At 42.3% G+C, this 21,825-nt stretch carries 25 protein-coding genes; 23 read left to right on the plus strand and 2 right to left on the minus strand.

Features of this window, described 5'->3' with window-relative positions:
- The first annotated feature begins 13 nt into the window (after positions 1-13).
- Positions 14-289, plus strand: a complete 276-nt coding sequence (locus G632_RS20150; protein WP_022769886.1) for an Lrp/AsnC family transcriptional regulator — start codon at positions 14-16, stop codon at positions 287-289.
- A gap of 111 nt (positions 290-400) precedes the next feature.
- Here G632_RS20150 and G632_RS0113530 read toward each other — a convergent pair whose 3' ends face one another.
- Positions 401-2,476, minus strand: a complete 2,076-nt coding sequence (locus G632_RS0113530; RefSeq protein ID WP_022769887.1) for a heavy metal translocating P-type ATPase — start codon at positions 2,474-2,476, stop codon at positions 401-403.
- 31 nt (positions 2,477-2,507) lie between these two features.
- Complete coding sequence (locus G632_RS0113535; RefSeq protein WP_022769888.1) at positions 2,508-2,804, minus strand: DUF6110 family protein; 297 nt, start codon at positions 2,802-2,804, stop codon at positions 2,508-2,510.
- A 245-nt stretch (positions 2,805-3,049) separates the two neighbouring features.
- On the opposite strand from G632_RS0113535, the gene G632_RS0113540 reads away from it, so the two are divergent.
- The 22 genes from G632_RS0113540 to G632_RS0113650 all read left to right on the plus strand — a co-directional run bounded on the left by G632_RS0113540 (position 3,050) and on the right by G632_RS0113650 (position 21,761).
- Positions 3,050-3,838 (plus strand): alpha/beta fold hydrolase, encoded by a 789-nt coding sequence (locus G632_RS0113540; protein ID WP_022769890.1) that lies wholly within the window; start codon positions 3,050-3,052, stop codon positions 3,836-3,838.
- A 36-nt stretch (positions 3,839-3,874) separates the two neighbouring features.
- On the plus strand, positions 3,875-4,354 hold the full coding sequence (locus G632_RS0113545) for a hypothetical protein (protein ID WP_022769891.1): 480 nt from the start codon (positions 3,875-3,877) through the stop codon (positions 4,352-4,354).
- Positions 4,355-4,366: 12 nt separating this feature from the next.
- Positions 4,367-4,867 (plus strand): hypothetical protein, encoded by a 501-nt coding sequence (locus tag G632_RS0113550; protein ID WP_022769892.1) that lies wholly within the window; start codon positions 4,367-4,369, stop codon positions 4,865-4,867.
- 29 nt (positions 4,868-4,896) lie between these two features.
- Complete coding sequence (locus G632_RS0113555; protein ID WP_022769894.1) at positions 4,897-5,523, plus strand: L-2-amino-thiazoline-4-carboxylic acid hydrolase; 627 nt, start codon at positions 4,897-4,899, stop codon at positions 5,521-5,523.
- A gap of 21 nt (positions 5,524-5,544) precedes the next feature.
- Complete coding sequence (locus G632_RS0113560; protein ID WP_022769895.1) at positions 5,545-6,399, plus strand: class I SAM-dependent methyltransferase; 855 nt, start codon at positions 5,545-5,547, stop codon at positions 6,397-6,399.
- A gap of 2 nt (positions 6,400-6,401) precedes the next feature.
- Positions 6,402-7,082, plus strand: coding sequence for a DUF6796 family protein (locus G632_RS0113565; protein WP_022769896.1), 681 nt, complete (start codon positions 6,402-6,404; stop codon positions 7,080-7,082).
- Positions 7,079-7,828, plus strand: coding sequence for an alpha/beta hydrolase (locus G632_RS0113570; protein ID WP_022769898.1), 750 nt, complete (start codon positions 7,079-7,081; stop codon positions 7,826-7,828). The genes G632_RS0113565 and G632_RS0113570 overlap by 4 nt, the downstream gene beginning before the upstream one ends.
- Complete coding sequence (locus G632_RS0113575; protein WP_022769899.1) at positions 7,825-8,457, plus strand: L-2-amino-thiazoline-4-carboxylic acid hydrolase; 633 nt, start codon at positions 7,825-7,827, stop codon at positions 8,455-8,457. Before G632_RS0113570 ends, G632_RS0113575 begins: the two co-directional genes overlap by 4 nt.
- 296 nt (positions 8,458-8,753) lie before the next feature.
- Positions 8,754-9,356 carry a sister chromatid cohesion protein PDS5 gene (locus G632_RS0113580; RefSeq protein ID WP_022769900.1) on the plus strand — a complete coding sequence of 201 codons (603 nt, stop codon included), beginning with the start codon at positions 8,754-8,756 and terminating at the stop codon, positions 9,354-9,356.
- A 176-nt stretch (positions 9,357-9,532) separates the two neighbouring features.
- Positions 9,533-10,081, plus strand: a complete 549-nt coding sequence (locus G632_RS0113590; protein ID WP_022769903.1) for an HD domain-containing protein — start codon at positions 9,533-9,535, stop codon at positions 10,079-10,081.
- Between the two features lie 320 nt (positions 10,082-10,401).
- A complete protein-coding gene (locus tag G632_RS0113595; protein ID WP_022769904.1) occupies positions 10,402-11,475 on the plus strand; it encodes a DUF5688 family protein in 1,074 nt (357 codons plus the stop codon).
- Positions 11,476-11,558: 83 nt separating this feature from the next.
- The gene (locus G632_RS0113600) at positions 11,559-11,753 is read left to right on the plus strand and encodes a hypothetical protein (protein ID WP_022769906.1); all 195 of its coding nucleotides are present in this window, start codon (positions 11,559-11,561) and stop codon (positions 11,751-11,753) included.
- Positions 11,750-12,196: a hypothetical protein gene (locus G632_RS0113605; RefSeq protein WP_155828893.1), complete on the plus strand. Its 447-nt coding sequence runs from the start codon at positions 11,750-11,752 to the stop codon at positions 12,194-12,196. The genes G632_RS0113600 and G632_RS0113605 overlap by 4 nt, the downstream gene beginning before the upstream one ends.
- 10 nt (positions 12,197-12,206) lie before the next feature.
- Entirely contained in the window at positions 12,207-12,680 is a 474-nt protein-coding gene (locus G632_RS0113610) for a PcfB family protein (protein WP_022769908.1), read from the plus strand.
- Positions 12,677-14,437 (plus strand): VirD4-like conjugal transfer protein, CD1115 family, encoded by a 1,761-nt coding sequence (locus tag G632_RS0113615; RefSeq protein ID WP_022769910.1) that lies wholly within the window; start codon positions 12,677-12,679, stop codon positions 14,435-14,437. The genes G632_RS0113610 and G632_RS0113615 overlap by 4 nt, the downstream gene beginning before the upstream one ends.
- 304 nt (positions 14,438-14,741) lie before the next feature.
- Positions 14,742-14,954 (plus strand): Maff2 family mobile element protein, encoded by a 213-nt coding sequence (locus G632_RS0113620; RefSeq protein WP_026512590.1) that lies wholly within the window; start codon positions 14,742-14,744, stop codon positions 14,952-14,954.
- A 201-nt stretch (positions 14,955-15,155) separates the two neighbouring features.
- Positions 15,156-16,022 carry a VirB6/TrbL-like conjugal transfer protein, CD1112 family gene (locus G632_RS0113625; RefSeq protein WP_022769912.1) on the plus strand — a complete coding sequence of 289 codons (867 nt, stop codon included), beginning with the start codon at positions 15,156-15,158 and terminating at the stop codon, positions 16,020-16,022.
- Between the two features lie 13 nt (positions 16,023-16,035).
- Positions 16,036-16,419, plus strand: coding sequence for a PrgI family protein (locus tag G632_RS0113630; protein ID WP_035782757.1), 384 nt, complete (start codon positions 16,036-16,038; stop codon positions 16,417-16,419).
- A 19-nt stretch (positions 16,420-16,438) separates the two neighbouring features.
- Complete coding sequence (locus tag G632_RS20155) at positions 16,439-18,844, plus strand: VirB4-like conjugal transfer ATPase, CD1110 family (protein ID WP_022769914.1); 2,406 nt, start codon at positions 16,439-16,441, stop codon at positions 18,842-18,844.
- A gap of 19 nt (positions 18,845-18,863) precedes the next feature.
- On the plus strand, positions 18,864-20,618 hold the full coding sequence (locus G632_RS0113640; RefSeq protein ID WP_022769915.1) for a C40 family peptidase: 1,755 nt from the start codon (positions 18,864-18,866) through the stop codon (positions 20,616-20,618).
- Between the two features lie 14 nt (positions 20,619-20,632).
- Positions 20,633-20,983, plus strand: coding sequence for a DUF4315 family protein (locus G632_RS0113645; protein WP_022769916.1), 351 nt, complete (start codon positions 20,633-20,635; stop codon positions 20,981-20,983).
- Positions 20,970-21,761 (plus strand): DUF4366 domain-containing protein, encoded by a 792-nt coding sequence (locus tag G632_RS0113650; RefSeq protein WP_022769918.1) that lies wholly within the window; start codon positions 20,970-20,972, stop codon positions 21,759-21,761. The genes G632_RS0113645 and G632_RS0113650 overlap by 14 nt, the downstream gene beginning before the upstream one ends.
- Positions 21,762-21,825 lie beyond the last annotated feature (64 nt).

Genomic DNA, 21,825 nt, shown 5'->3' on the forward strand with positions numbered 1-21,825 from the left:
AGGGAGGCGTAAAATGGAACAACTTTTGGAACTGTTAAAAGATGGCCGTGCCAGAACCACAAAGCTTCTTGCCATAGAACTTCATACCAGTGAGGAAGATGTCACCAGACAGATGGAATATCTTGAAAACATGGGTATCATTAAAAAAGTGGTGTTCACATCCAAGAGTTGTTCAGGATGCAGTGGATGCTCATCCGGAAGCCACTCAGATGGACATACCTGCAAAGGATGCCTGCCTCAGGATGGATTTCAAAACATGGGACAGATGTGGGAAGTGGTGACGCCATGATTACAAGGGCTATAGGAACTTTGGATTACAAAGTCATATCTGTGATAAAGAAATAAAGAAAGAAAACCTCGTAGTTGCCAGAGAATAGCCGCTACGAGGTTTTATTATTGGTCAATCATCCAACAGATTTGTCATGCTCTTCATGCTTAGAGCAATGGTAGATGCGTTGTGTAGGAATGCTGTAGTGGTTGGGGTGAAGATACCCAACATACCCATAATTATCAGGAAGGAGTTAAACCCGATAATGGAATTGTAGTTCAGGTTGATCCTTCGCATCAGCTCTGTACTGAGACTTCTAAGCGTTAAAAGAGCTCCAAGATCATCAGAGGAGATGGTTATATCTGCAATCTCTCTTGCAATGGAAGCTCCTGTGCTGACGGCGATTCCTGCATCTGCCTCTGAAAGAGCAGGTGAGTCATTGATACCGTCACCTATCATGATTACTTTTCTACCTGCTTCATGTTCTTTTCTTATGAATTCAGCCTTGTCTTCAGGAAGAACTTCAGAGAAGTATCTTGTCACACCGGTCTTTTCTGCAACCGACTTGGCTGTTCTGTCACTGTCTCCGGTCATCATAACTACATTTTCAAAACCAACCTCTTTCAATTTCCTTATTACCGAAGGAGCCTCATCTCTAAGTGGATCTTCGATAAGTATTACTGCAGCGAGTTCTTCACCGATAGCCATATACAGGTGCGAATACTCAGGTGGAAGAGAATCGAACCTGTCAGTGAATCCACTTGGAACAATACACTTTTCGTCCTCAAAGATGTAGTGATGGCTTCCTATACATACCTTTTTACCGTCAATCGTACTGGAAATGCCATGTGCAACGATATAGGCAGCTCTGGTGTGCTTTTCTTCATGAGTAAGTCCTTTGACTTCTGCAGCTTTTACCACTGCGTTGGCTATGGAGTGAGGGTAGTGTTCCTCAAGACACGCAGCAAGGCGAAGCATCTCATCTTCGTCATTCTCGCCAAAAGTAACAACCTTGGCAACTTTTGGTGTGGCATGAGTCAGAGTTCCGGTTTTGTCGAAGACTATTGTTTTTGCTTCAGCCACAGCCTCCATGAACTTGCCGCCTTTTACAGATATCTTGTGATCACCGGCTTCTCTCATTGCTGAGAGTACTGAAATAGGCATGGCGAGCTTTAATGCGCAGCAGAAGTCCACCATAAGGATTGATGTGGCCTTGGTGGCATTTCTGGTAAATAGCCAGGTGAGGAGTGTGGCACCAAAAGTATAGGGAACAAGTCTGTCGGCCAGGTGTGCAGCCTTTGCTTCTGACTCGGATTTGAGCTTCTCGGATTCCTCTATCATAGCTACAATCCTGTCGTATCGTCCCTGCCCCTGTGCCTTCTGTACGGTTATGACAAGCTCACCTTCGTCAATAACAGTACCGGCGTATACAAGAGAGCCTTCTGTTTTGTGGACAGGCTCGGATTCACCGGTCATGGCTGCCTGATTTACGGAAGCATCACCGCTTAGTACTACACCGTCAAGGGGGATCATGGTGCCGGTTCTGACAACTATCCTGTCATTCTCTTTTATGTCAGAGATATTTGAAAGGACCTCCTGGCCGTCAGAAGAAAGCATCCATACCTTGTCTACATTCAGGGACATGGCCCTTGCAAGGTCATCGACGGACTTTTTGTGAGTCCAGTCCTCCATCATCTCACCCATTTCAAGAAGGAACATTACATTGCTTGCTGTTGCATGATCGCCTCTGAGCAGTGATACCGCAATGCTGGTTGCATCAAGAACAGAAACCTCAAGCTTTCCGGAGAGCAGGCACTTGAGCCCCTTAATTATGTAAGGGATAGCCTTTAGATATATGATCACCCTTCTTATCTGCAATGGAATGATGAATCTGCGGACAAGCTTGCCTGCAATATGGAAGAACATTCTGTCTTCGTATTCGATACGGAGTTCCCTGCCTGTATGTTCGGGCACAGTAATCTCTGTTCTCTCACTATATTCAGAAAACGCCTGTATCAGATCATTCCTGCAGGAAGAGTCATAGAAAACTATGGCATTTGAAGTCCGTTCATTTACATCAGCTTTTTTTACAAAAGGAAGTGAGGAGAGATAATACTGGATCTTATCAGCTTCAAAAGAAGACATATGGCGTACAGCAATGTGTACACGCATACGTCCCCCATTTTCATGCAATATTTTACAATTCATAGTATGCCTTTCATCTAAGCTTACTTATGTCTTATGCATTAGCGGCTTCAGCTTCAGCGCTTGCCAGAACAGCCTTTGCATCCTCTATTTCTTTTGCTCTTTCATCAGCATAGCGTTTTTCATTGATTTCCTTTGCATCAGCACTGATATCCTGACAGTTCTCCTTGATGTTAGTGTAGGTCTCAAGGCATGTATCCTTGCATCTGTACGCCGCAGCAGTTATATGTGTGTAGCATTTCTTGGCATCCTTGCTGGAGAGGAGCTTAACTCCTGCTGTACCAAGCGCGAAACCGCATGCCACTTTTCCTATTGTGCTCCAATTAATCATAGATAGTCCTTTCTGTACCTGGAAATGTACGTTAATAGATTTGCTAATTAATTATAAAACAGCGAAGGGAGTGTAGAGGCAGCTAACGTGTGAGAATTTTTATCAACAAGGCAGTGGAATGGATGTGCATAAAAACTGCAATTATGTCTTTATTTTAGGGTTAGCAAGTGCTAACATATTGGTGTATAGCGAGTATTCGTCGTTGATTGGTGTTGATAAAATGTCTCAAAAATAAGGAATACTTTATGACCTACCATGAATTCGGAAAAGAAAATGGAAAAGTAATAGTGTTAATCCACCCTGCTGTGGTGATGTGGGATTATTTTGAATATGTGATTCCGCTATTGGAAAAAGACTATCATCTTATCATTCCGGCACTTCCGGGATACGATCCTGAAAACGCAAGTGATTTTACAAGTATTGAAGAGATAGCAGAGGAACTGGAGAGTTGGCTAGGTGCACAAGGAATATCCACAGTTGAGTGCATATATGGCTGTTCAATGGGAGGGGCTGTAGTTACAAAGCTTTTGGCGAACGGAAAGATTTATTTTAACCATGCTGTAATTGATGGTGGTATCACACCATACCAGATGCCTTGGCTAGTTACGAGAATTATTGCACTCAAGGATTTTGCAATGATCTCCATGGGTAAGATTGGTGGAATCAAATTGCTTGAAAAAGCATTCTCAACAGATGAGCTTTCAGAAGATGACATCAGATATGAGGCAAAAGTTCTTGAGATGATAAGCTATCAAACAATATGGCGAACCTTTGATTCGGCAAATAACTATTCTATGCCGGATCATGTGAAAACTAATTGCCCGTTCATTGAATACTGGTTCGCAGAAGCTGAAGAAAAGGCAAGAAAATGGGACATTGCATATATCAGAAAAGCATTTCCCGGATCTCGTTTTGTCAGATTTAAGGACTTAGGACACGGAGGACTTGCACCGTTTTATCCTGAAAAGCTTGCAAAAGGAATTAGAATGCTCTGTTTGGAATCGATTGAAGGAACAGATGCCGTCATGGGATGAACTGCACAGAATATATGGGAACTGAGGAATCGTTAGATGATAATACTTCAACTGGTCATATACTGCCTTATATTTACGTTGATGGTCAGGTTTTCTGTTCGCGGAGGCGCAATAGACGGGATGTATTTCTATCCCAAGGCGGTACAAGACAGGGCAATAGAGATTGGTCTTACTACACGGGAGACCATGAATAGAAAAAGAAAGATATTCATGACGGAATTCTATATCGTCATGCTGACAACCCTTGTGCTGATCATAGGATTATGGAATAACGTATCAGATTTCAAGGCAGCATATCTGCACGCCCTGTTGTTCCTTGAGGTGATGAACTGGTATGACGGGATCGTTATCGATGAGGTATGGGTTAGATACAGTAAATTTTGGGTGATTCCCGGATGCGAAGACATACCTTATGTTCAGACTATAAAGCAGATGCTGAAAAAGAGACTGTTTTTGACACTTGTATGGGTTATAGGAGCAGCAATAGTTGCAGGTATCGTGACTTTAGTCTTTTAGGAGGAGTAATAGATGATTCTTACTATTTTTCTGGCGTTAGTTTTTTGTGTGGCGATAACGCTGATGATGTTTTCTGCAGTAGCATTTATACAGGATAAGAAATTCTTTTCATCAGCACCGAAGGAAGCTCAGAACGTGATAATCCCTCGGGAGAAAGAACTGTTCTATGGTGCTCGGGCAATAGGCTGGACATTCATGGTGTTCAGTATTCTGCTGATACTCGGAGTTGGAGTGATCTCTATATGGGATGGTTTCAGAAGCGGTTTTTCTTTCTGGCAGTTCTTCTTTAGATTTGTGTCGATTTTTACTGTATATAAGGTGTACGACATGATATGTTTTGACTACTTTCTGCTCATGAAATTTAAGTTCTTCCAATATTATTTTCCTGAAGTGGATAGTGTTTATACTGGCAGAAAGTATGGATTTAACATAAAGAGTCAATTGTTAAAACTACTTGTTATATTCCCGGTTGCCTCGGCATTTGCAGCTTGGATATGTACGATCTTTCAATAGCATAGAGTAAAATGAGCGGGAGATAAGCAATGAATACAGAGAAAGAATTAAAGAAAAAGACTGTTAGGATAATGAAAAGCAAGAAGGCTTTCAAGGCTGAGATTGAAAAAAGATTTTCAGCATCTGAGAGTGAAAAGATATGGAAAAATGCTCATAGAAGATTATGCAAAATGTACTCTGAGCATGAGAGTCTTCCAAAGGGTATCAGTGCACACACAGATTCCTTTATCTTCCCTGCGGCGGCTATATATCTTTCTATGAAGGAGAAAAATCCTGACATTGCTTATGATGTGATGAAGCAGGTTATGGCTATCAGATCAGAAAAGATGGGGCAATCATTAGCAAGGTGCTGCAAGATCCCAGGGTTCAGGAGATTTTTCTTAAGTATGTGGGATACACTGAGCCATAAAATGTTTGGAGAAGCATCTGGTTTTAAAAATGTGTTCTATCCAAAGGAAAAGGATTGCTTCCGTATGGATATCACTCAGTGCCCGTATCATAAGTATCTTACGGAACTGGGATGTCCGGAAATAAATGTTCTGTTTTGCGAGAATGATGTTCATATGTATGGAAAGCTGCCGGGGATGAGGTTTACCAGGACAATGACTATAGGTTCCGGCGGTGAATTGTGTGATTTTAAGATGGAAATAGTTTGATCTCTGGAGGAGTATTCCGTGATGGAAGTCGTATCAAAAAAATACCACATTGAGAAAAATACAGTTCAGGAGACACTGATTATTCCGCTTTATGGAAGAAAGGTTTGTTCAGAGCATTTTCCAGAGCTTTTCAAGGACGAGGAAGCTGAGCGAATATGCAACATGTTGGATTACGATTTCGCTGTAAAGGGCAAAAGAATGGAGAGCGGTGTCGGGCTTTTTGGCGCATTGGAAGTAGCTCAAAGACAATATGATCTTGCTTGGGAAGTGAGAGATTATTTAAAGAATCACCCTGATGCAAGTGTTGTGAATTTGGGATGCGGTTTGGATGATACGTTTCATAAGTGTGATAACGGTTCATGTATAGGGTACAATATCGATATGCCAGATGTGATTGCGGTAAGAAATGAGCTGTTACCAGCAGCTGCACGAGAAAGCAATATTGGATATGATTTAAATGACTATTCATGGATGGACATGATTGATGCTTCAAAAGGAACTGTTTTCTTCGCATCGGGTGTGTTTTATTATTTCAGAAAAGAAGATGTAAGAAAACTATTAGGCAAGTTGGCGAAGAGATTCCCAGGGGGCGTAATTGTATTTGATTCCTGTAATAGTCGCGGGGCAAAGATGATGACGAAGACATGGCTTAAAGAAGCTGGAATATCTGATGTCAGCGCATTCTTTTCATTAGAGGATAAATCTGAAATTGAAAGCTGGTGCACGGATTTTGAGGCGGTTACGGCTCGAAGCTACATGCGTGGATATAGGGATATTTATAAGGATGTAGGTCTTTTACATAAGATGATGATCAGTTTCTGCGACAGATATGTGAACATGCAGATCATAAGGGTAGCCTTTAAGGAGGAATCTTAAAAATGAACTCAAAGCAAAGAATTATGTTTGGATGTTATGCCATGGTATTAGCCATAGTTGGTGACTATTTGCTTGGTTTTGGAACAATAGGTACGAGTTCGGATCCTGATGCATATTTGGGAATAGATTGGAATGTTGCTCCGGATTGGAGGTATGCTGTTTCATCCATTCTTGGTTTTTTGTGTGCAGCCATGTTTGCTTATGCTGCCACAGAACTTCTAAGAGTTATGGAAGAAAACTATAAGCTGGAATCATACAAGCTGTATAAGATCTTTAAGGTGGCAAATTGGAGCGGGATTTTGTATTTTGCTTTTATTCATATAGGAATCTGCATGCTTCCGGTAGTCTTTAACGCTGGCATGGAGGCGACGGGAGATATTCCTACAGCTGCAACAATGACAGTAAGGGTGCTAAAGAGCATAGCTGTTCCAATGGTAGCTGGATTTATCACCTGCGATCTCCTAGTAACAATCGGATGGATTGGTATGGTTATGAAAGGACTTATTCCGGTTAAGAAAGTATTCATAATCTGTTGCCCGATATTCGGTGTTTTATTTGGCCAGCTTTTGAATCTTATCGCAGAAGGCTTGGACTCGGGGACAGAATCCTTCGGATGGCTTGTTATGTATCTGGTCTGTGCGATATGCCTAACAAAAGATAAGGAGAAAAGTGTCCGATTATGAGATTTCTGACACATGGGGATAAGGAAAAACGATCGCTTATGCTGATCCATGGTATGGCAAATACATCGGATCTTTTTGATCCGTTACTTCCGTACCTGAAAGATTATTATGTGGTTGTTTGCGAATTGGATGGTCACTCAAGAAGTGAAGCGGGAAACTTTGTTTCGGTAAGCGATGCAGCTCAGAAAATCGAAAAATATGTTAAGGAAACTCTCAGTGGAAGACTCTACGGCCTTCTGGGATTTTCTCTTGGAGGAACCATCGCAACGGAACTAATCAGCAGAGGGAATATAGAAGTAGACAGAACTGTTTTGGATGCGGCATTTGTAATAAAGATGGGCATAATGACATATCCATTCAAATGGCTGTTTCAGGGCTCTATATGGAGCATCAAAAAGAATATCCATGTTCCAAAGCCACTTGTGGAAAGCATCATGGGAAAAGGAAACAGTGGAATAGTAGATACGCTTTATAAGGGAGTATCTCTTAAATCTGTTGGTAATGCAGCCTTGTCCTGCTACACATATACGATAAAGGATGGAATAAAGGATTATCATAATCCAGTCGTGTTCTGGCACGGAGAAAATGAACCATACCCAGTAAAGAGTGCGAAGCTTTTGAAGAGATATCTCCCCCAGATAAAAAAGCGGGTATTTAAAGGAATGGGCCATGGCCAGATGCTTCATGAACATACGAAGGTCTACGCCCAAAGATTGGTAGAGTTTTTGGAGGATTCAGAGAAATGAAGTATAGTGGAATGCCGGCGGCTATGTGGCTCTTATACAAAAAATCTTTTCAAAAGGCACTTGTAAATGACCTTAAGAAAAGCCCCGAAGAGGCAAAGCGGATTATGGCAAAGGCAAAGCCAAAATACAAAGAGATCATTAGCAAGCTCCCTGAATTTGAAAAAGGCGACAGGTTCAAGGCGAATATTGTAAATTGCGCCATTCTGACATCTGTATTTCTTAGTATGGACAGAAAACCAACGGCTGCCGAGGCAACCACATACTATGAGCACGCCATGACAAACTTTGCGACCAAAGCATTCTGCAAATTGGGAGGGAAGCAGAAGTTCACAGATAAAGATATTGAGGGAATGAAGAAGACGGCGGCTCTAAAAGCGGCTGACAGAAATCCTTATTCCTGGAATATGGAGTACCTGCCCTATGAGGATGGAAGCGGATATGAGGCGAGGTTCACAAAGTGTGGTATCTGTACCCTCATGAAAGAATACGGATTATTTGAGCTGGTTCCTGCTATGTGCCATCTTGACTACACTATGAGCGAATTTGGAGGCGCCTCAACTTTTGCTAGAGAATATACTCTCGCATCCGGCGGACCATATTGCGATTGTGGATATAAAAAGAAAAAATAGCAACTTGGAGTAGTTTGAAATGATAAAAACAATTGTCGTTGCGTTAGTATTACGTTTTCTTCCGGAGGATGTAAGACTTGCTGCTAAGGAACTTATGGTTTCCGGAAGCTTACTATTCGATTTGTAATACTGCTATATATCATGAAGGCATTTGATATAATTGTTCAGGATCAATGGCTTGTGATGACAGTGGGGTATTTTAAAAAGATTTTTCCTGTAAATTGCGGTATTGCTTTTTTTATTTAGGCTGAAACTGGCGTTATATCGAATGAAGATTGATATAGGGAGAAGATGGGGTGAACGAATCAGCGCTGTATAAGGAACTTGGAGTTTTAACAAAGGATAAGAGCAGGTGGGAAGAAAACATTCCGTATGTGTCATCGCTTCTTGCTCACGAATCTGAAAAAATTAAAGCAAAGGCCCTATGGCTGCTTGGTGAGATGGGGCTTGAACATCCAAAGAAAGTAAAAGATTATGTTAAAGAGATAGTTTCTTTTTGCGATAGCCAGGTGCCGCTTTTAAGAGAAAGAGCGGTTAATGCGCTAGGAAGGATAGGTAGAGCCGACTATTATTTGATTCAGGAATACTGGGAGGACTTGTTCAAATTCGCTTCTGATGAGGATCCAAAGGTCAGGCTGAGCTTCATCTGGGCGTCTGAAAACATTGCTACAAATACACCGGATATTTATGAAGGATATATGTCTGTGTTTGAAAGTCTTCTACACGATACGGACGATAAGGTAAGAATGGAAGCACCTGAGATATTCCGGGTCCTTGGTAAACGCAGACCGGAGTTTGTCAGGCCATACATTACGCAGTTACAGAAAATGTCAGAGACAGATAGTAACCGCGTAGTAAGGATACATTGCTTAGGCGCGATTAAAGCAACAAATAGGTGATTTGAAAGCAAATGAAGGAAGAATATCCCGGGAACAGAGGAGCTCATGCCTTATATTCACGGGAAAACACTGGCGGTTAAATGGATTGGGCCTTTGATCGGATTTCCAATACTTGCGGCAATCCTGGCATGGGTTATGCAACTGGCAGGGTAAATCTTTTACTTGGGAGGATTAGTATGAACGCTAGAGAATACCTGGATATTTTACACATTGCTGAGAGATTGAAAGATACGCCACGCCATTGCACTACTACAAAAAGGCGGACAGAGAGTGTTGCTGAACATAGTTGGCGTATTTCGCTGATGGCATTTCTTCTAAGGCATGAGTTTCCGGATCTGGATATGGATAAAGTTGTAGACATGTGCCTCATCCATGATCTTGGGGAATGCTTTACTGGTGATATTCCAACCTTTATCAAAACAGATGATGACAGAGAAGTTGAGGATTTGCTTCTCAACAAATGGGTGCAATCACTGCCGGAGGAATTATCCAGAGATATCGCCGGGTTATACAAAGAGATGGATGCGCAGGAAACTAAGGAAGCAAAGCTATACAAGTCTCTTGATAAGCTCGAAGCTCTTATACAGCACAATGAATCTCCTATAGATACATGGTCAGAAAACGAGTATGAGCTTAATAAAACATATGCATTTGATACTGTTGCATTCTCAGATTGGCTTACTGAACTGAGAAAAGAAATTTTGGATGATACCCTAAAAAGATAGAAGCAAAGAAGCAGTAACTTGCGGTATAACTGAGAAAGAATCGAGATTTGGAGTAATCATAGTCTATGAAATTTTCCAGTGCCCCGATTTGCCCCTCTTATGCCCCTTTTTCGCCCCTAACTTCACCTTTTTATCATTTTTTAGGCATGATATTATTATAATGCGCCAAGTGATATGAGATGCACAGCTTCACATACCGCGGGGCGTATTTCTTTTGCAAAAGAATAACCTGAAATGAAGCACTGTGTTTTGACAGGGATGTCATTACACAGTGTTTTTTCATGCCTTAAAACATTTGGATAAGAGAGGGGAAATTAAAAATGGACTTTGAGACATTTAAAGAGAATCTGGCCAATGATGTGAAGGAGCAGTTCTACGAGAGATATGGAAAAGAGGTTGCTGTAGAGAGTCACAAGATCGACAAGATGAATGAAACTTACGAAGCACTCACTGTAAAGCCTGAGGATGGCGTCATCGGTGTAAACCTTAACGTAGATTCACTCTACAAGGACTACGAAGAGGGCAGACCTTATGACACTATCGTGACAGGCGCTACAGAAGTTGCTGGAACTGCTCTTGAGAACAGACCGGACTTTGACATCGATGCCTTCACTGATTATGACAAGATGAAATCAACTCTTGCCATGGAAGTTGTTTCTGCAGAGAGGAACGCTGAGCTCCTGGAGACAGTACCTCATAAGGACATTGAGGACATGGCTGTTGTTTACCGATTTGTGATCGGTGAGACTTCACAGGGTTCCGGTACAATCCTTGTTACCAATCAGATGCTTGATAACTACGGCATCACTCCCGAGCAGCTTCATGAGGACGCTGTTAAGAACGCACCTGAGATTCGACCTCTTGTCATCGAGGGAATGGCAGAGGTGCTTGCAAAGCAGATGGGAGTTGAGGACCTTGAGATGCTTGGTCTTAACATTCCACCTGAGCAGGAGCAGATGTTTGTTGCATCTGTAGAAGGAAACGTACATGGTGCCGGAGTGCTGGCATATAACGATTTTATGGAGAAGGCATCTGAGAGAGTTAATAATCAGAGCTTTTTCATTTTGCCAAGTTCTATACACGAACTTCTGATTATTCCTGACAATGGTAACTTCGATCTCAAGAGCCTGGAGAACATGGTAAAAGAGGTCAATGCTACCACAGTGGATCCTGCTGACCAGCTCACTGATAATGTGTATCACTATGATGCGCAGAATAAGGTCTTTGAGCTTGGTGAGAAGTTCGTAGAGCGCCAGGCAGCAAAAGAGGAAAAGGCAGCCGAGAAGAAATCTCTTCTTGGAGAGCTTAAGGCTGCTAAGGAAGAGGCTTCAAAGGCACCTAAGAAGGATGCTGCTGATATTGGCAGTAAGTCCAAGGGCGAAGCAGCCATCTGATCATATGGGCGCTGGTCTGTAAAGTTTCCGGACCGGCGTCCATTTTTGCAGAAAGTATTTCTTTTTATGAGGGGGATAAAGAGATGTCAGCACAATACAACAGAGACAAATACAGTGGTGGTAAGAGTTTTCAGGGTACAAGGGATCCGATCCCAGTGGCAGGGTTAAAACCGCATAACTGCAAAACTCCATGCCCTTATGGAAATGGAACAACTTTCTGTTTTCCATGCATGGCCAAGATCATGGATGAACACAAGAAACTAAGAAAGGCAGCGTGAAAGCGATGGAGGAACTTAAGATAAAGATTGAACTTGATCCGGTTACAGATGGAATCATCAAGTTCCCTGGTAACTTTATGGCGGATGTAAGTGGAGATATCAGAAAGGGTCTTGTTATTGGTACGGACGAAAACTTCCGATCAGTCAATACTGATGAGATGGACAGAATCTTTGATGGGATAGGACAGGATGGATATGCAGCTCCTATTGGAGATGATTATCTTCTGTGCTTTTCCGGGAACAGCATAATGGATACGGGATATGCAAGATATCTTGTCGGCAGTGCAATCATGGTAAAAGTTGGGAAGGATTCAAGGATCAAGCCACTTACAGATATTGACATCAAGATTATGCGGACCAACTTCCAGATGGGGCTTATCACCCTTACATATGGCAGTGAAACATTTGGAGCATATCCTCTGGAGTATGAAGCCGCAGCATGAGGTGTAGCCTATGAATGAAGAAGTATCGGCAAAATATATACGCTTCTGCTATCAGGTTGGAAAGGTATCAGGCAGGGCACTGATAAGAGGACTGGTTGCATTTCTTAAGTACCTGGACCAGCAGTCCAAAGCTCCGAAACATGGCAAGATGACAGTAAAGCAGCTTGTTAAACAGGGGCAGGGTGCATCATCAATGGAAGTCAGTGGAGAGAGCATGCGTACTTTCAAACGAATAGCTAACAAGTACGGAGTTGATTTTGCCATTGTGAAAGACAAAACTTCGGATCCGCCAAGGTACACATGCTTTTTCAAGGCGAAAGACATCGATGCCATCAGCGCAGTTGTAAAGGAATACTCTGCTAAGGTGGTAAAGCGGGAGCAGAAAGAAAAGCCCAGCCTTATAAAGCAGCTCCGAAAGCTAAAGGAAGAGATTGCAAAGCGTCCACGTAAGGTAAAAGAGAAATTCAAGGAGAATGTCAGATGAATAGAAAAATAAAGAAGACAATAATCCTTAACATCCCGTATTTTGCAGTGGGACTCTTTTGCACTAATCTTGGCGAAGCCTGGAGAATATCCTGGGGAAGCAACATGTCAGAAAAGATTCAGGGACTGGTCCTGTATGGTGGACTTAGCGAGGCTTTTTCCAACTTGCTTCCAAGTCTGCATCCATTTGACCTGATGATAGGAATTGTATGTGGCGCAGCTCTAAGACTGGCAGTCTACCTTAAGGGTAAGAACGCCAAGACCTTTCGCCACAATAGAGAATACGGTTCAGCGAGGTGGGGGAAACATGAAGACATAGAACCTTTTGAGGATCCTGATTTTAAAAACAATGTGATTCTGTCTCAGACAGAGCGCATTACCATGAATTCAAGACCAAAAGAGCCGAAGTATGCCAGGAACAAAAACGTCCTGATCGTCGGTGGTTCTGGGTCCGGTAAAACAAGATTCTGGATAAAACCCAATCTTTTGCAGCTCCACAGCAGCTATGTTTTATCAGATCCAAAAGGAACTTTATTGGGCGAAGTTGGGAATGTGTTTCTGAAAGCCGGTTACAGGATAAAAATCTTCAACACCATTAATTTCAAGAAGAGCATGAGATATAATCCTTTTGAATATATCCATTCAGAGACCGATATATTAAAGCTTGTCACGACTCTGATGGCAAACACCAAAGGGGAAGGCACTCCCGGAGATCCGTTCTGGGAGAAGGCTGAAAAGCTCCTTTATACGGCGCTTATTGGTCTGATTTACTATGAGGCTCCAGAGGAAGAGAGGAATATCAATACTCTTGTGGAAATGATCAATTCCATGGAGATAAGAGAAGATGATGAATCTTTCAAAAATGCAGTGGATATCCTGTTTGAGAGACTTGAAAAAGAGAAGCCTGACCACTTTGCAGTGAGGCAGTATGCAAAATATAAATTGGCTGCCGGCAAGACAGCTAAAAGTATTTTGGTGAGCTGCGGTGCCAGACTGGCTCCATTTGATATTCCGCAGGTAAGGGACATCATGTCATATGATGAACTGGAGCTGGATAAGCTGGGGGATAGAAAGACTATTCTTTTCCTAATCATGTCAGACACAGATCCGACATTTAATTTCCTGTTGGCAATGATCTACTCACAGATGTTCAATATACTGTGTGAAAAAGCAGATGATTTCTATGGTGGAAGGCTTCCGGTTCATGTGAGGTGTCTCATAGATGAGGCAGCCAATGTCGGACAGATCCCTAACCTGGAAAAACTTATGGCAACTATACGAAGCCGTGAGATATCTGCAGCACTTGTCCTTCAGGCAAAGTCGCAGCTTAAGGCAATCTACAAGGATAATGCAGAGACCATCTGCGCAAACTGTGATTCACAGATTTTCCTTGGTGGTACAGAGCAGTCTACTCTTAAGGACTTAAATGCCACTTTGGGCAAAGAAACCATTGATATGTACAATACCGGAGAATCAAGAGGATCACAGCAGAGCTACAACATGAATTATCAGAAGCTCGGTCATGAGCTTATGAGTGTTGACGAGCTTGCAGTCATGGATGGCAGCAAGTGTATAGTGCAGGTAAGGGGCGTAAGACCTTTCCTGTCAGATAAATACGACCTTACGCAGCATCCCAACTATAAGTACACAGCGGATGCGGATAAAAAGAACTGGTTTGATGCTGAGAAGTTCTTAAATCATGAACTGAAGCTCAGGCCTGATGATGAATATGAAGTCATCGAAGTAGCAGAAGAATAAGATAAGAGGCCCTCCTTCATGTCAATAAAAGGCATGGACGTAAGGGCTTTTTATATTGCCTGGTAACAGGCAGGCATGGCCATGTACCGGAAGTCAGTCGACGGGCTTTCGGAAAGTAACTATCAACCGACATCACAGCAATATGAGTGATGCCGCTAACCAAAAAAATTATTGGAAGGAGAGAAAAAACCACCACAAATGCATCGTGCGACAAAAAAGCGACAAAACCCATCTTGGGTTTACCATAAAACGCTGAAAACTGCATGAATACTGCATTTGTGATGGTTTTTTGGTTTTAAGCATTATGGCATTTTTTAACTCAGCAGTAGGAACATTACAGACAGTAGTAATCGCCCTTGGCGCAGGCCTTGGAGTATGGGGAATCATCAACCTTCTTGAAGGTTATGGCAATGACAACCCAGGTGCAAAGAGCCAGGGAATGAAGCAGCTGATGGCGGGAGGTGGTGTTGCCTTAATCGGAACAACACTCATTCCTCTTCTTTCAGGTCTTTTCTGATCTGTCAGAAGAATAATAAAAACTGAATATGGAACAATACAGAGTCAGGTGGAGATTTCAAGAAAACGGGAGCAGAGCATGCTCGCGCGGAAGTTTTCTTGAATATCTCCATTTGGCAGATATCCGCCAACGAGGAAATGGTATCATTTCCGAGTCTGGCTCTGTAATTAATAACAACGAAACAAGAACAGGAGACATAGATTGGACAGATTATTTGAACAGATTGAGGAGCATTTAAAAGAGCTGATAATCCCTTATCTCATGAGCTGTCTGAGCTCAATGTTTAACTGCGTGAATGATGAGGTGGGAGCAATTGCATCTGATGTGGCAACGACTCCATCAGCTTTTTCTCCATCAGTCTTTAACATGATCAGAAACATATCCGATACTGTCATAATGCCGATTGCAGGCATAATCCTGACCTTTGTGGCCTGTTATGAATTGATACAGCTTATAATCAGCTACAATAACCTGGCTAATTTCGAGACCTGGTTTATATGGAAGTGGGTGTTCAAGACAGCCATTGCTGTGGAACTTATCACACATACCTTTGATTTCACCATGGCAGTGTTTGATGTAGCACAGCATGTGATCACAAATGCCGGGGGAATCATCAGTGCATCTACAGCTGTTGATGCATCAGCACTTGCGTCTATGCAGTCAACAATTGAGGCTATGGATATATGGAGCATCTTTGCACTGTTTTTTCAGGTTTCGATCATAATGATCCTGACGCAGCTTTCATCGAAGCTCATTTTTGTAATCATCATGGTTCGTATGATTGAAATTTATATGTATGTTTCCATGGCTCCAATTCCATTTGCAACATGGGGAAATAGAGAGCACAGCGCCATGGGCATGCACTTTGTAAAGAGTCTGTTTGCTCTCGGATTCCAGGGATTTCTCATCATGATATGTGTAGGTATTTATGCAATGCTGATCGCATCAATTTCATTTTCATCAGATATAGTCGGATCGCTCTGGAGCGTTCTTGGATATACATTCCTTCTTGGACTGTCCCTTTTCAAGACAAGCACAGTGAGCAAGGCTATCCTGAATGCAATGTAACAGGAGGATTATTATGGCAGCTTCATACACCAGTGTCCCCAGAGACTTAACTAAGGTAAAGAGCAAGGTCATATTCAATTTAACAAAACGGCAGATCATATGCTTTATTGTGGCGGCGCTTATAGGAGTGCCGTCATTTTTTCTTATAAAGAATGTGGCTACAGTAAACGTGGCAGTTATGGGAATGATGGTGATCATGATGCCAATATTCTTTTTTGCCATGTATGAAAAGAATGGAAGACCTTTGGAAGTTTACCTGGGACATTTTATTGAGGCCATTTTCATAAGGCCTAAGAAACGTCCGTATAAGACGGATAACTATTATGCAGCCCTCATGAGACAGGCAGCTGCAGAGAGGGAGGTGGAAAAGATTGTTCGTGCTTCCACTAAAGAATAAGAATACAAGAGAGTTTGATATGCCGGAAGGGCTGTCAAAACGTGAGCAGAAAGAAATAAAAAAGATCATAAAGAATGCTCAGAAAAATGACGGGACTCCAAGAACTGCGCAGCAGACGCTGCCTTTTGAGAGAATATTCCCTGATGGAATCTGCAGAGTCGGAATGGATTACTATACCAAAACGATCCAGTTCCAGGATATAAATTATCAGCTTGCACAGCAGGAGGATAAGAAAGAGATTTTTGAGGAGTGGTGCAGCTTCCTCAATTTCTTTGACAGCTCTGTGCATTTCCAGCTTTCTTTCATGAACTTTGCAACAGAAGTAGGGGATTTTGAAAAGAAGATTAAGATTCAGCATCAGGATGACAGATTTAATGATGTTCGTGATGAATACTCCGGAGTACTTCTTAAGAACATGGAGGCAGGAAATAATGGCCTTACAAAGACCAAGTATATTACTTTCGGTATCCACGCCGATTCCATGAAGTCAGCAAAACCAAGACTTGTGCATATCGAGATGGATATCCTTAATAACTTCAAGACTCTTGGCGTTTTAGCCCGAACCTTAAATGGATATGAGAGACTGGAGCTTATGCATAAGCAGATGCATATAGGCGATATGTCCAAGTTCCATTTTGACTGGAAATATCTTGTAAAAACCGGGCTTTCACCAAAAGATTTTGTAGCACCAAGCTCTTTTGAGTTTCCGACCGGAAGGTATTTCAAGATGGGAGATACATGGTGTGCCATGAGTTTTCTTTCCATCGATGCATCAGATATCAGTGACAGGATGCTTGCGGAGATCCTTGGTATGGAATCAAGTCAGATTGTTACAATGCACCTGCAGTCTGTAGACCAGAATGAGGCTATAAAGACAGTAAAGCATACCATAACTGAGCTCGACAGAAGTAAGATAGAGGAGCAGAAAAAGGCAGTACGTTCCGGGTATGATATGGACATCATTCCTTCAGATCTGGCTACTTATGGCAAGGATGCCAAAGACCTTCTGAAGGAATTACAGCAGCAGAATGAGAGAATGTTTCTTCTTACTTTCATGATCATGAATACAGGAAAGACCAAAGAAGAGCTTGAAAACAATATCTTCCAGGCATCTTCAATAGTGCAGAAGCACTCATGTAACCTTGTACGTCTGGATTTCCAGCAGGAGCAGGGATTAGTAAGTTCTCTGCCACTTGCTTACAACGAAGTGGACATACAGCGCGGAATGACAACCTCAAGCACTGCTATATTTGTTCCATTTACTACACAGGAACTGTTCCAGGATCACAGGGGAGCACTTTATTATGGACTTAATGCTCTTTCAAACAACCTTATCATGGTTGACAGAAAGCTGCTTAAGAACCCTAATGGACTAATTCTCGGTACACCGGGTTCCGGTAAATCTTTTGCAGCAAAAAGGGAAATAGCCAATGCGTTCATGGTCACGGATGATGATATCATCATCTGCGATCCTGAAAATGAGTATCGTGCAATGGTCGAGTACCTCGGAGGCCAGGTAATCCGTATCAGTCCTACATCAGACCAGTACGTTAATCCAATGGATATCAACATGAACTATTCCGATGATGATAACCCGGTAATGCTCAAGGTGGATTTTATTTTATCTCTATGTGAACTTATCCTTGGTTCAAGGGACGGACTAAAGCCTGCGGAAAGAACTGTCATCGACAGATGTACGAGGATGATCTATAGAAAATATCTTGAGGATCCAAGACCAGAAAACATTCCAATCCTTGAAGACCTTTATAATGAACTTTTAAGACAGGAAGAGCCTGAGGCAAAGTTTGTGGCAACTGCACTTGAAATCTATGTTTCGGGTTCACTTAATGTTTTCAATCACAGAACAAATGTTGATATCAATAACAGAATAGTCTGCTTTGATATAAAGGACCTTGGCAAACAGCTCAAAAAGATAGGAATGCTTATCGTAGAAGATGCTGTCTGGGGCAGGGTTTCAGCTAACCGTGAACTTGGAAAGAGTACAAGGTACTATATAGATGAAATGCACCTTCTTTTGAGGGAAGATCAGACTGCTGCGTATACAGTAGAAATCTGGAAGCGTTTCAGAAAATGGGGAGGTATGCCGACTGGTATAACCCAGAACATCAAGGATCTGCTGGCTTCCCGCGAAATTGAGAATATATTTGAGAACTCTGACTTCATTCTCATGCTCAATCAGGCGGTAGGAGACAGATCTATTCTTGCAAAGCAGTTAAACATAAGTCCACACCAGCTTTCGTATGTTACTCATTCGGGAGAAGGTGAAGGGCTTATTTTTTATGGCAACGTTATCCTGCCATTTGTAGACAGGTTCCCGAAAGAGACCATGCTTTATCAGGTTATCAATACCAAATTTATTGAAAAGAATGGCAATAAGGCTGATGCAGATAAAGCGTCAGCCTGAGCCTTTAAGGAGATGAATGATGGATGAAAGCTTATACACAAGGGATAATTCCAAGAATAAGGGGCCAACCCAAAGAGAGATGACTCATGCTGACAAGCTTATGAATAAAGAGTCTGCCAAGAAGTATTATGGGGAGAAGTTCAGACAGGAACGCTCAAAGAAAGATACTTCAAAGAAGACTCCAGAAGATATACGCCACGAGAAAGTTAAAAAGCAGACTGTAAATGCTGAAAAGACTCGAAGACAGAAGGATTCCGCAAAGAAAGCTGAGCAGAAGGCTGCAAGGGAGAGAACAAAAGCAGGGATTACTGAAGCTGCAAGCCGTGTAGGAGTCGCTGCTTCTATTGTAAGTGATATTTCTGGTGCGAACAGTGAAGATCAGAATAAGGATGAGAGCAGTGTTGCCGAGGAAGCTTTTGATGCCGGCGGATATATTGCCAGTGGTGCGGTTAGTCATGTCACCAGCAAGATAAAGCACAGTAAGTACAGCAATAAGCTCCATCAGGGAAAGAATACTGAGAGCACTGCAGAAAAGGCTGCCAAAGAGCGCATGAAAAAAGAAATGCAGAGAAAAGCTGCTGCTAAAAATGCTAAGGCCGCTGAGAATACCGGAAAGATTGGACGGAAGATAACGGATAAAGCAGAAGATATGTTGGCACTTCTGGCGGAAAAGATCCAGGAATTTATCATGGACAATCCTGTAATATCCATAATCATAGTGGCAATCCTGATCCTTATCCTGGCGTTTTCGGGACTCATGAATTCATGTTCAGCTCTTGGAGCAGGAGGCGGTGACATAACAGTTGCGACCTCTTTTACTGCAAAGGATGAGGACATACTTGAGACCGAAGATGATTACAAGGAGCTTGAAGAAGGTCTTATGGATGAGGTTGATGAAATAGCTGAGGATCATGCTGATTATGATGAGGTCAATTACCACCTTGATGAGGTGGGGCATAATCCATATCAGCTTGCAGCAATTCTCACAGTAATCTTTGAGTCATATACAAGAGATGAAGTACAGGATAAGCTCCAGGAAATCTTTGAACTCCAGTATGAGATCACATACGAGGAAACAGTAGAGACAAGAGAAAGAGAAGTTGAAGATACGAGATGGGTTGAAGATGATTCTTATGCTGAAGGCGGTTATTGGGAAGATTATACCTATACCGAAGAGTATGAGTATTACATCTGCGATATCTATCTTGTAAATCATGGTCTTGATTATGTAGTAGAGGAACTTGGATTTACTGATGATGAAATTGCCAGATATGAGATACTGCTTGAGACCTTTGGAAATAAAAAGTATCTCTTTGGTGAGGATGACATCTACAGTATTCCGGGAGCGGGACCGGGTGATTATGATGATTATCATGTACCCGGAGAGTACCTGAGTGATGAAGAATTTGCACGTATGCTTCATGAAGCAGAGAAATATCTTGGCGTTTCTTATGTATGGGGAGGATATTCACCGGATGGATTTGACTGCTCCGGATTTGTAAGCTATGTGATAAACCACTGCGGTAATGGCTGGAATGTGGGAAGGCAGACAGCAAATGGCCTTCGTTCAATCACTGGAAATATACCTGCTTCAGAAGCAAAGCCTGGAGATCTTATCTTTTTCCAGGGAACATATGATACTCCCGGAGCAAGTCATGTCGGGATATATGTGGGTAATGGAATGATGCTCCATGCCGGAAATCCAATCCATTATTCATCAATCAATACACCATACTGGCAGAGCCATTATCTGGGATTTGGCCGCTTGCCATAAGAGACGGAGGGAATATGTTTGAAAAACTAAGAAAGTACAGAGCAGACAGGGAACGTTATATGAAAAAGATAGAAGAATTCCAGAAGAAAGTGGATGCACTGGACGCTAATATCAGATCAGAAGAAGCTACTGCTATTGTCGGCGTTATAAATCTTTTGCAGATAACGCCTGAAAAAGCCGCGGAGAGGCTTGGATATATTGAAGAAGAGAGGAAGCCTGCTCCAAAGAAATCTGCTGCATCGGATAAGAATTCCGGAAAAGATTCTGCAAAGAGCTCTGACGGAAAAGAGCCTGTTGGCAGTACAGATGCTGCCGAAAACAACGATAACAAGTTTGAGGGGGATGTATTAAATGAAGTTTTTTAATTCTATAGCAGCCAGGGCAAAGGTTCTTGGCATGTCAGTGGCTCTTTGCGGGTCACTTTTTTATTTGAATCCTGTTACAGCTGCAGCCGGTGGATATGACTGCATCTGTGAATCAAGGTGTACAGAGGATCATGTAAATGAGGAATGCAAGCTCTGTAAGCAGGACTATCGTAACTGCGAGGGCAAAGACCCTGAGATTGAGGAAAAGTGGGGACCACTTACTCCTGATGGAAACATGGAGCTTGTAGATGACTATGGGAGCCTTGAAGCCGGAGGCAAGCAGTTCATCACTGTCATGACTAAGAATGGCAATTATTTTTATATCATCATTGACAGAGACGATGATGGCAATGAGAAGGTTCATTTCCTTAACATGGTAGATGAGTCAGATCTTCTGTCACTTATGGATGAGGACCAGGTCAGTGAATATATTGCAGTAACAGGAAAAGGCAAGACTGAGGAGAAAGTAGAAGAAAAGCCTGTTGTTCCTACCCCTGAGCCTACACCTGAACCGGAGCCTGAGGCAGAACCGGAGCCCGAACCAAAGAAAGAAGTTAATGTGAATGGAATCATGGCTATCCTTCTGATCCTTGGACTTGGAGGTGCCGGCGGATTTATGTACTATACAACGACCAAGAATTCTAAAAAGAAGAATACCTTGCCGGATCCTGATGAAGACTATGAAGATGATGATTATCTGAAGAGCATCAGTGAGGAGGAAGAATCTTCTTATGATGACACCGGGGAGGAGAAATCCTATGACGAGGAGGATGACTGATGGCACGTAAATCAAGATATATTTCATATGCACAGGCAGCAAGGAAGGCTGTCAGGAAGGAGTC

Origin of the sequence: Butyrivibrio sp. NC2007 (genome assembly GCF_000421405.1) — a bacterium.
Lineage (GTDB): Bacteria > Bacillota > Clostridia > Lachnospirales > Lachnospiraceae > Butyrivibrio.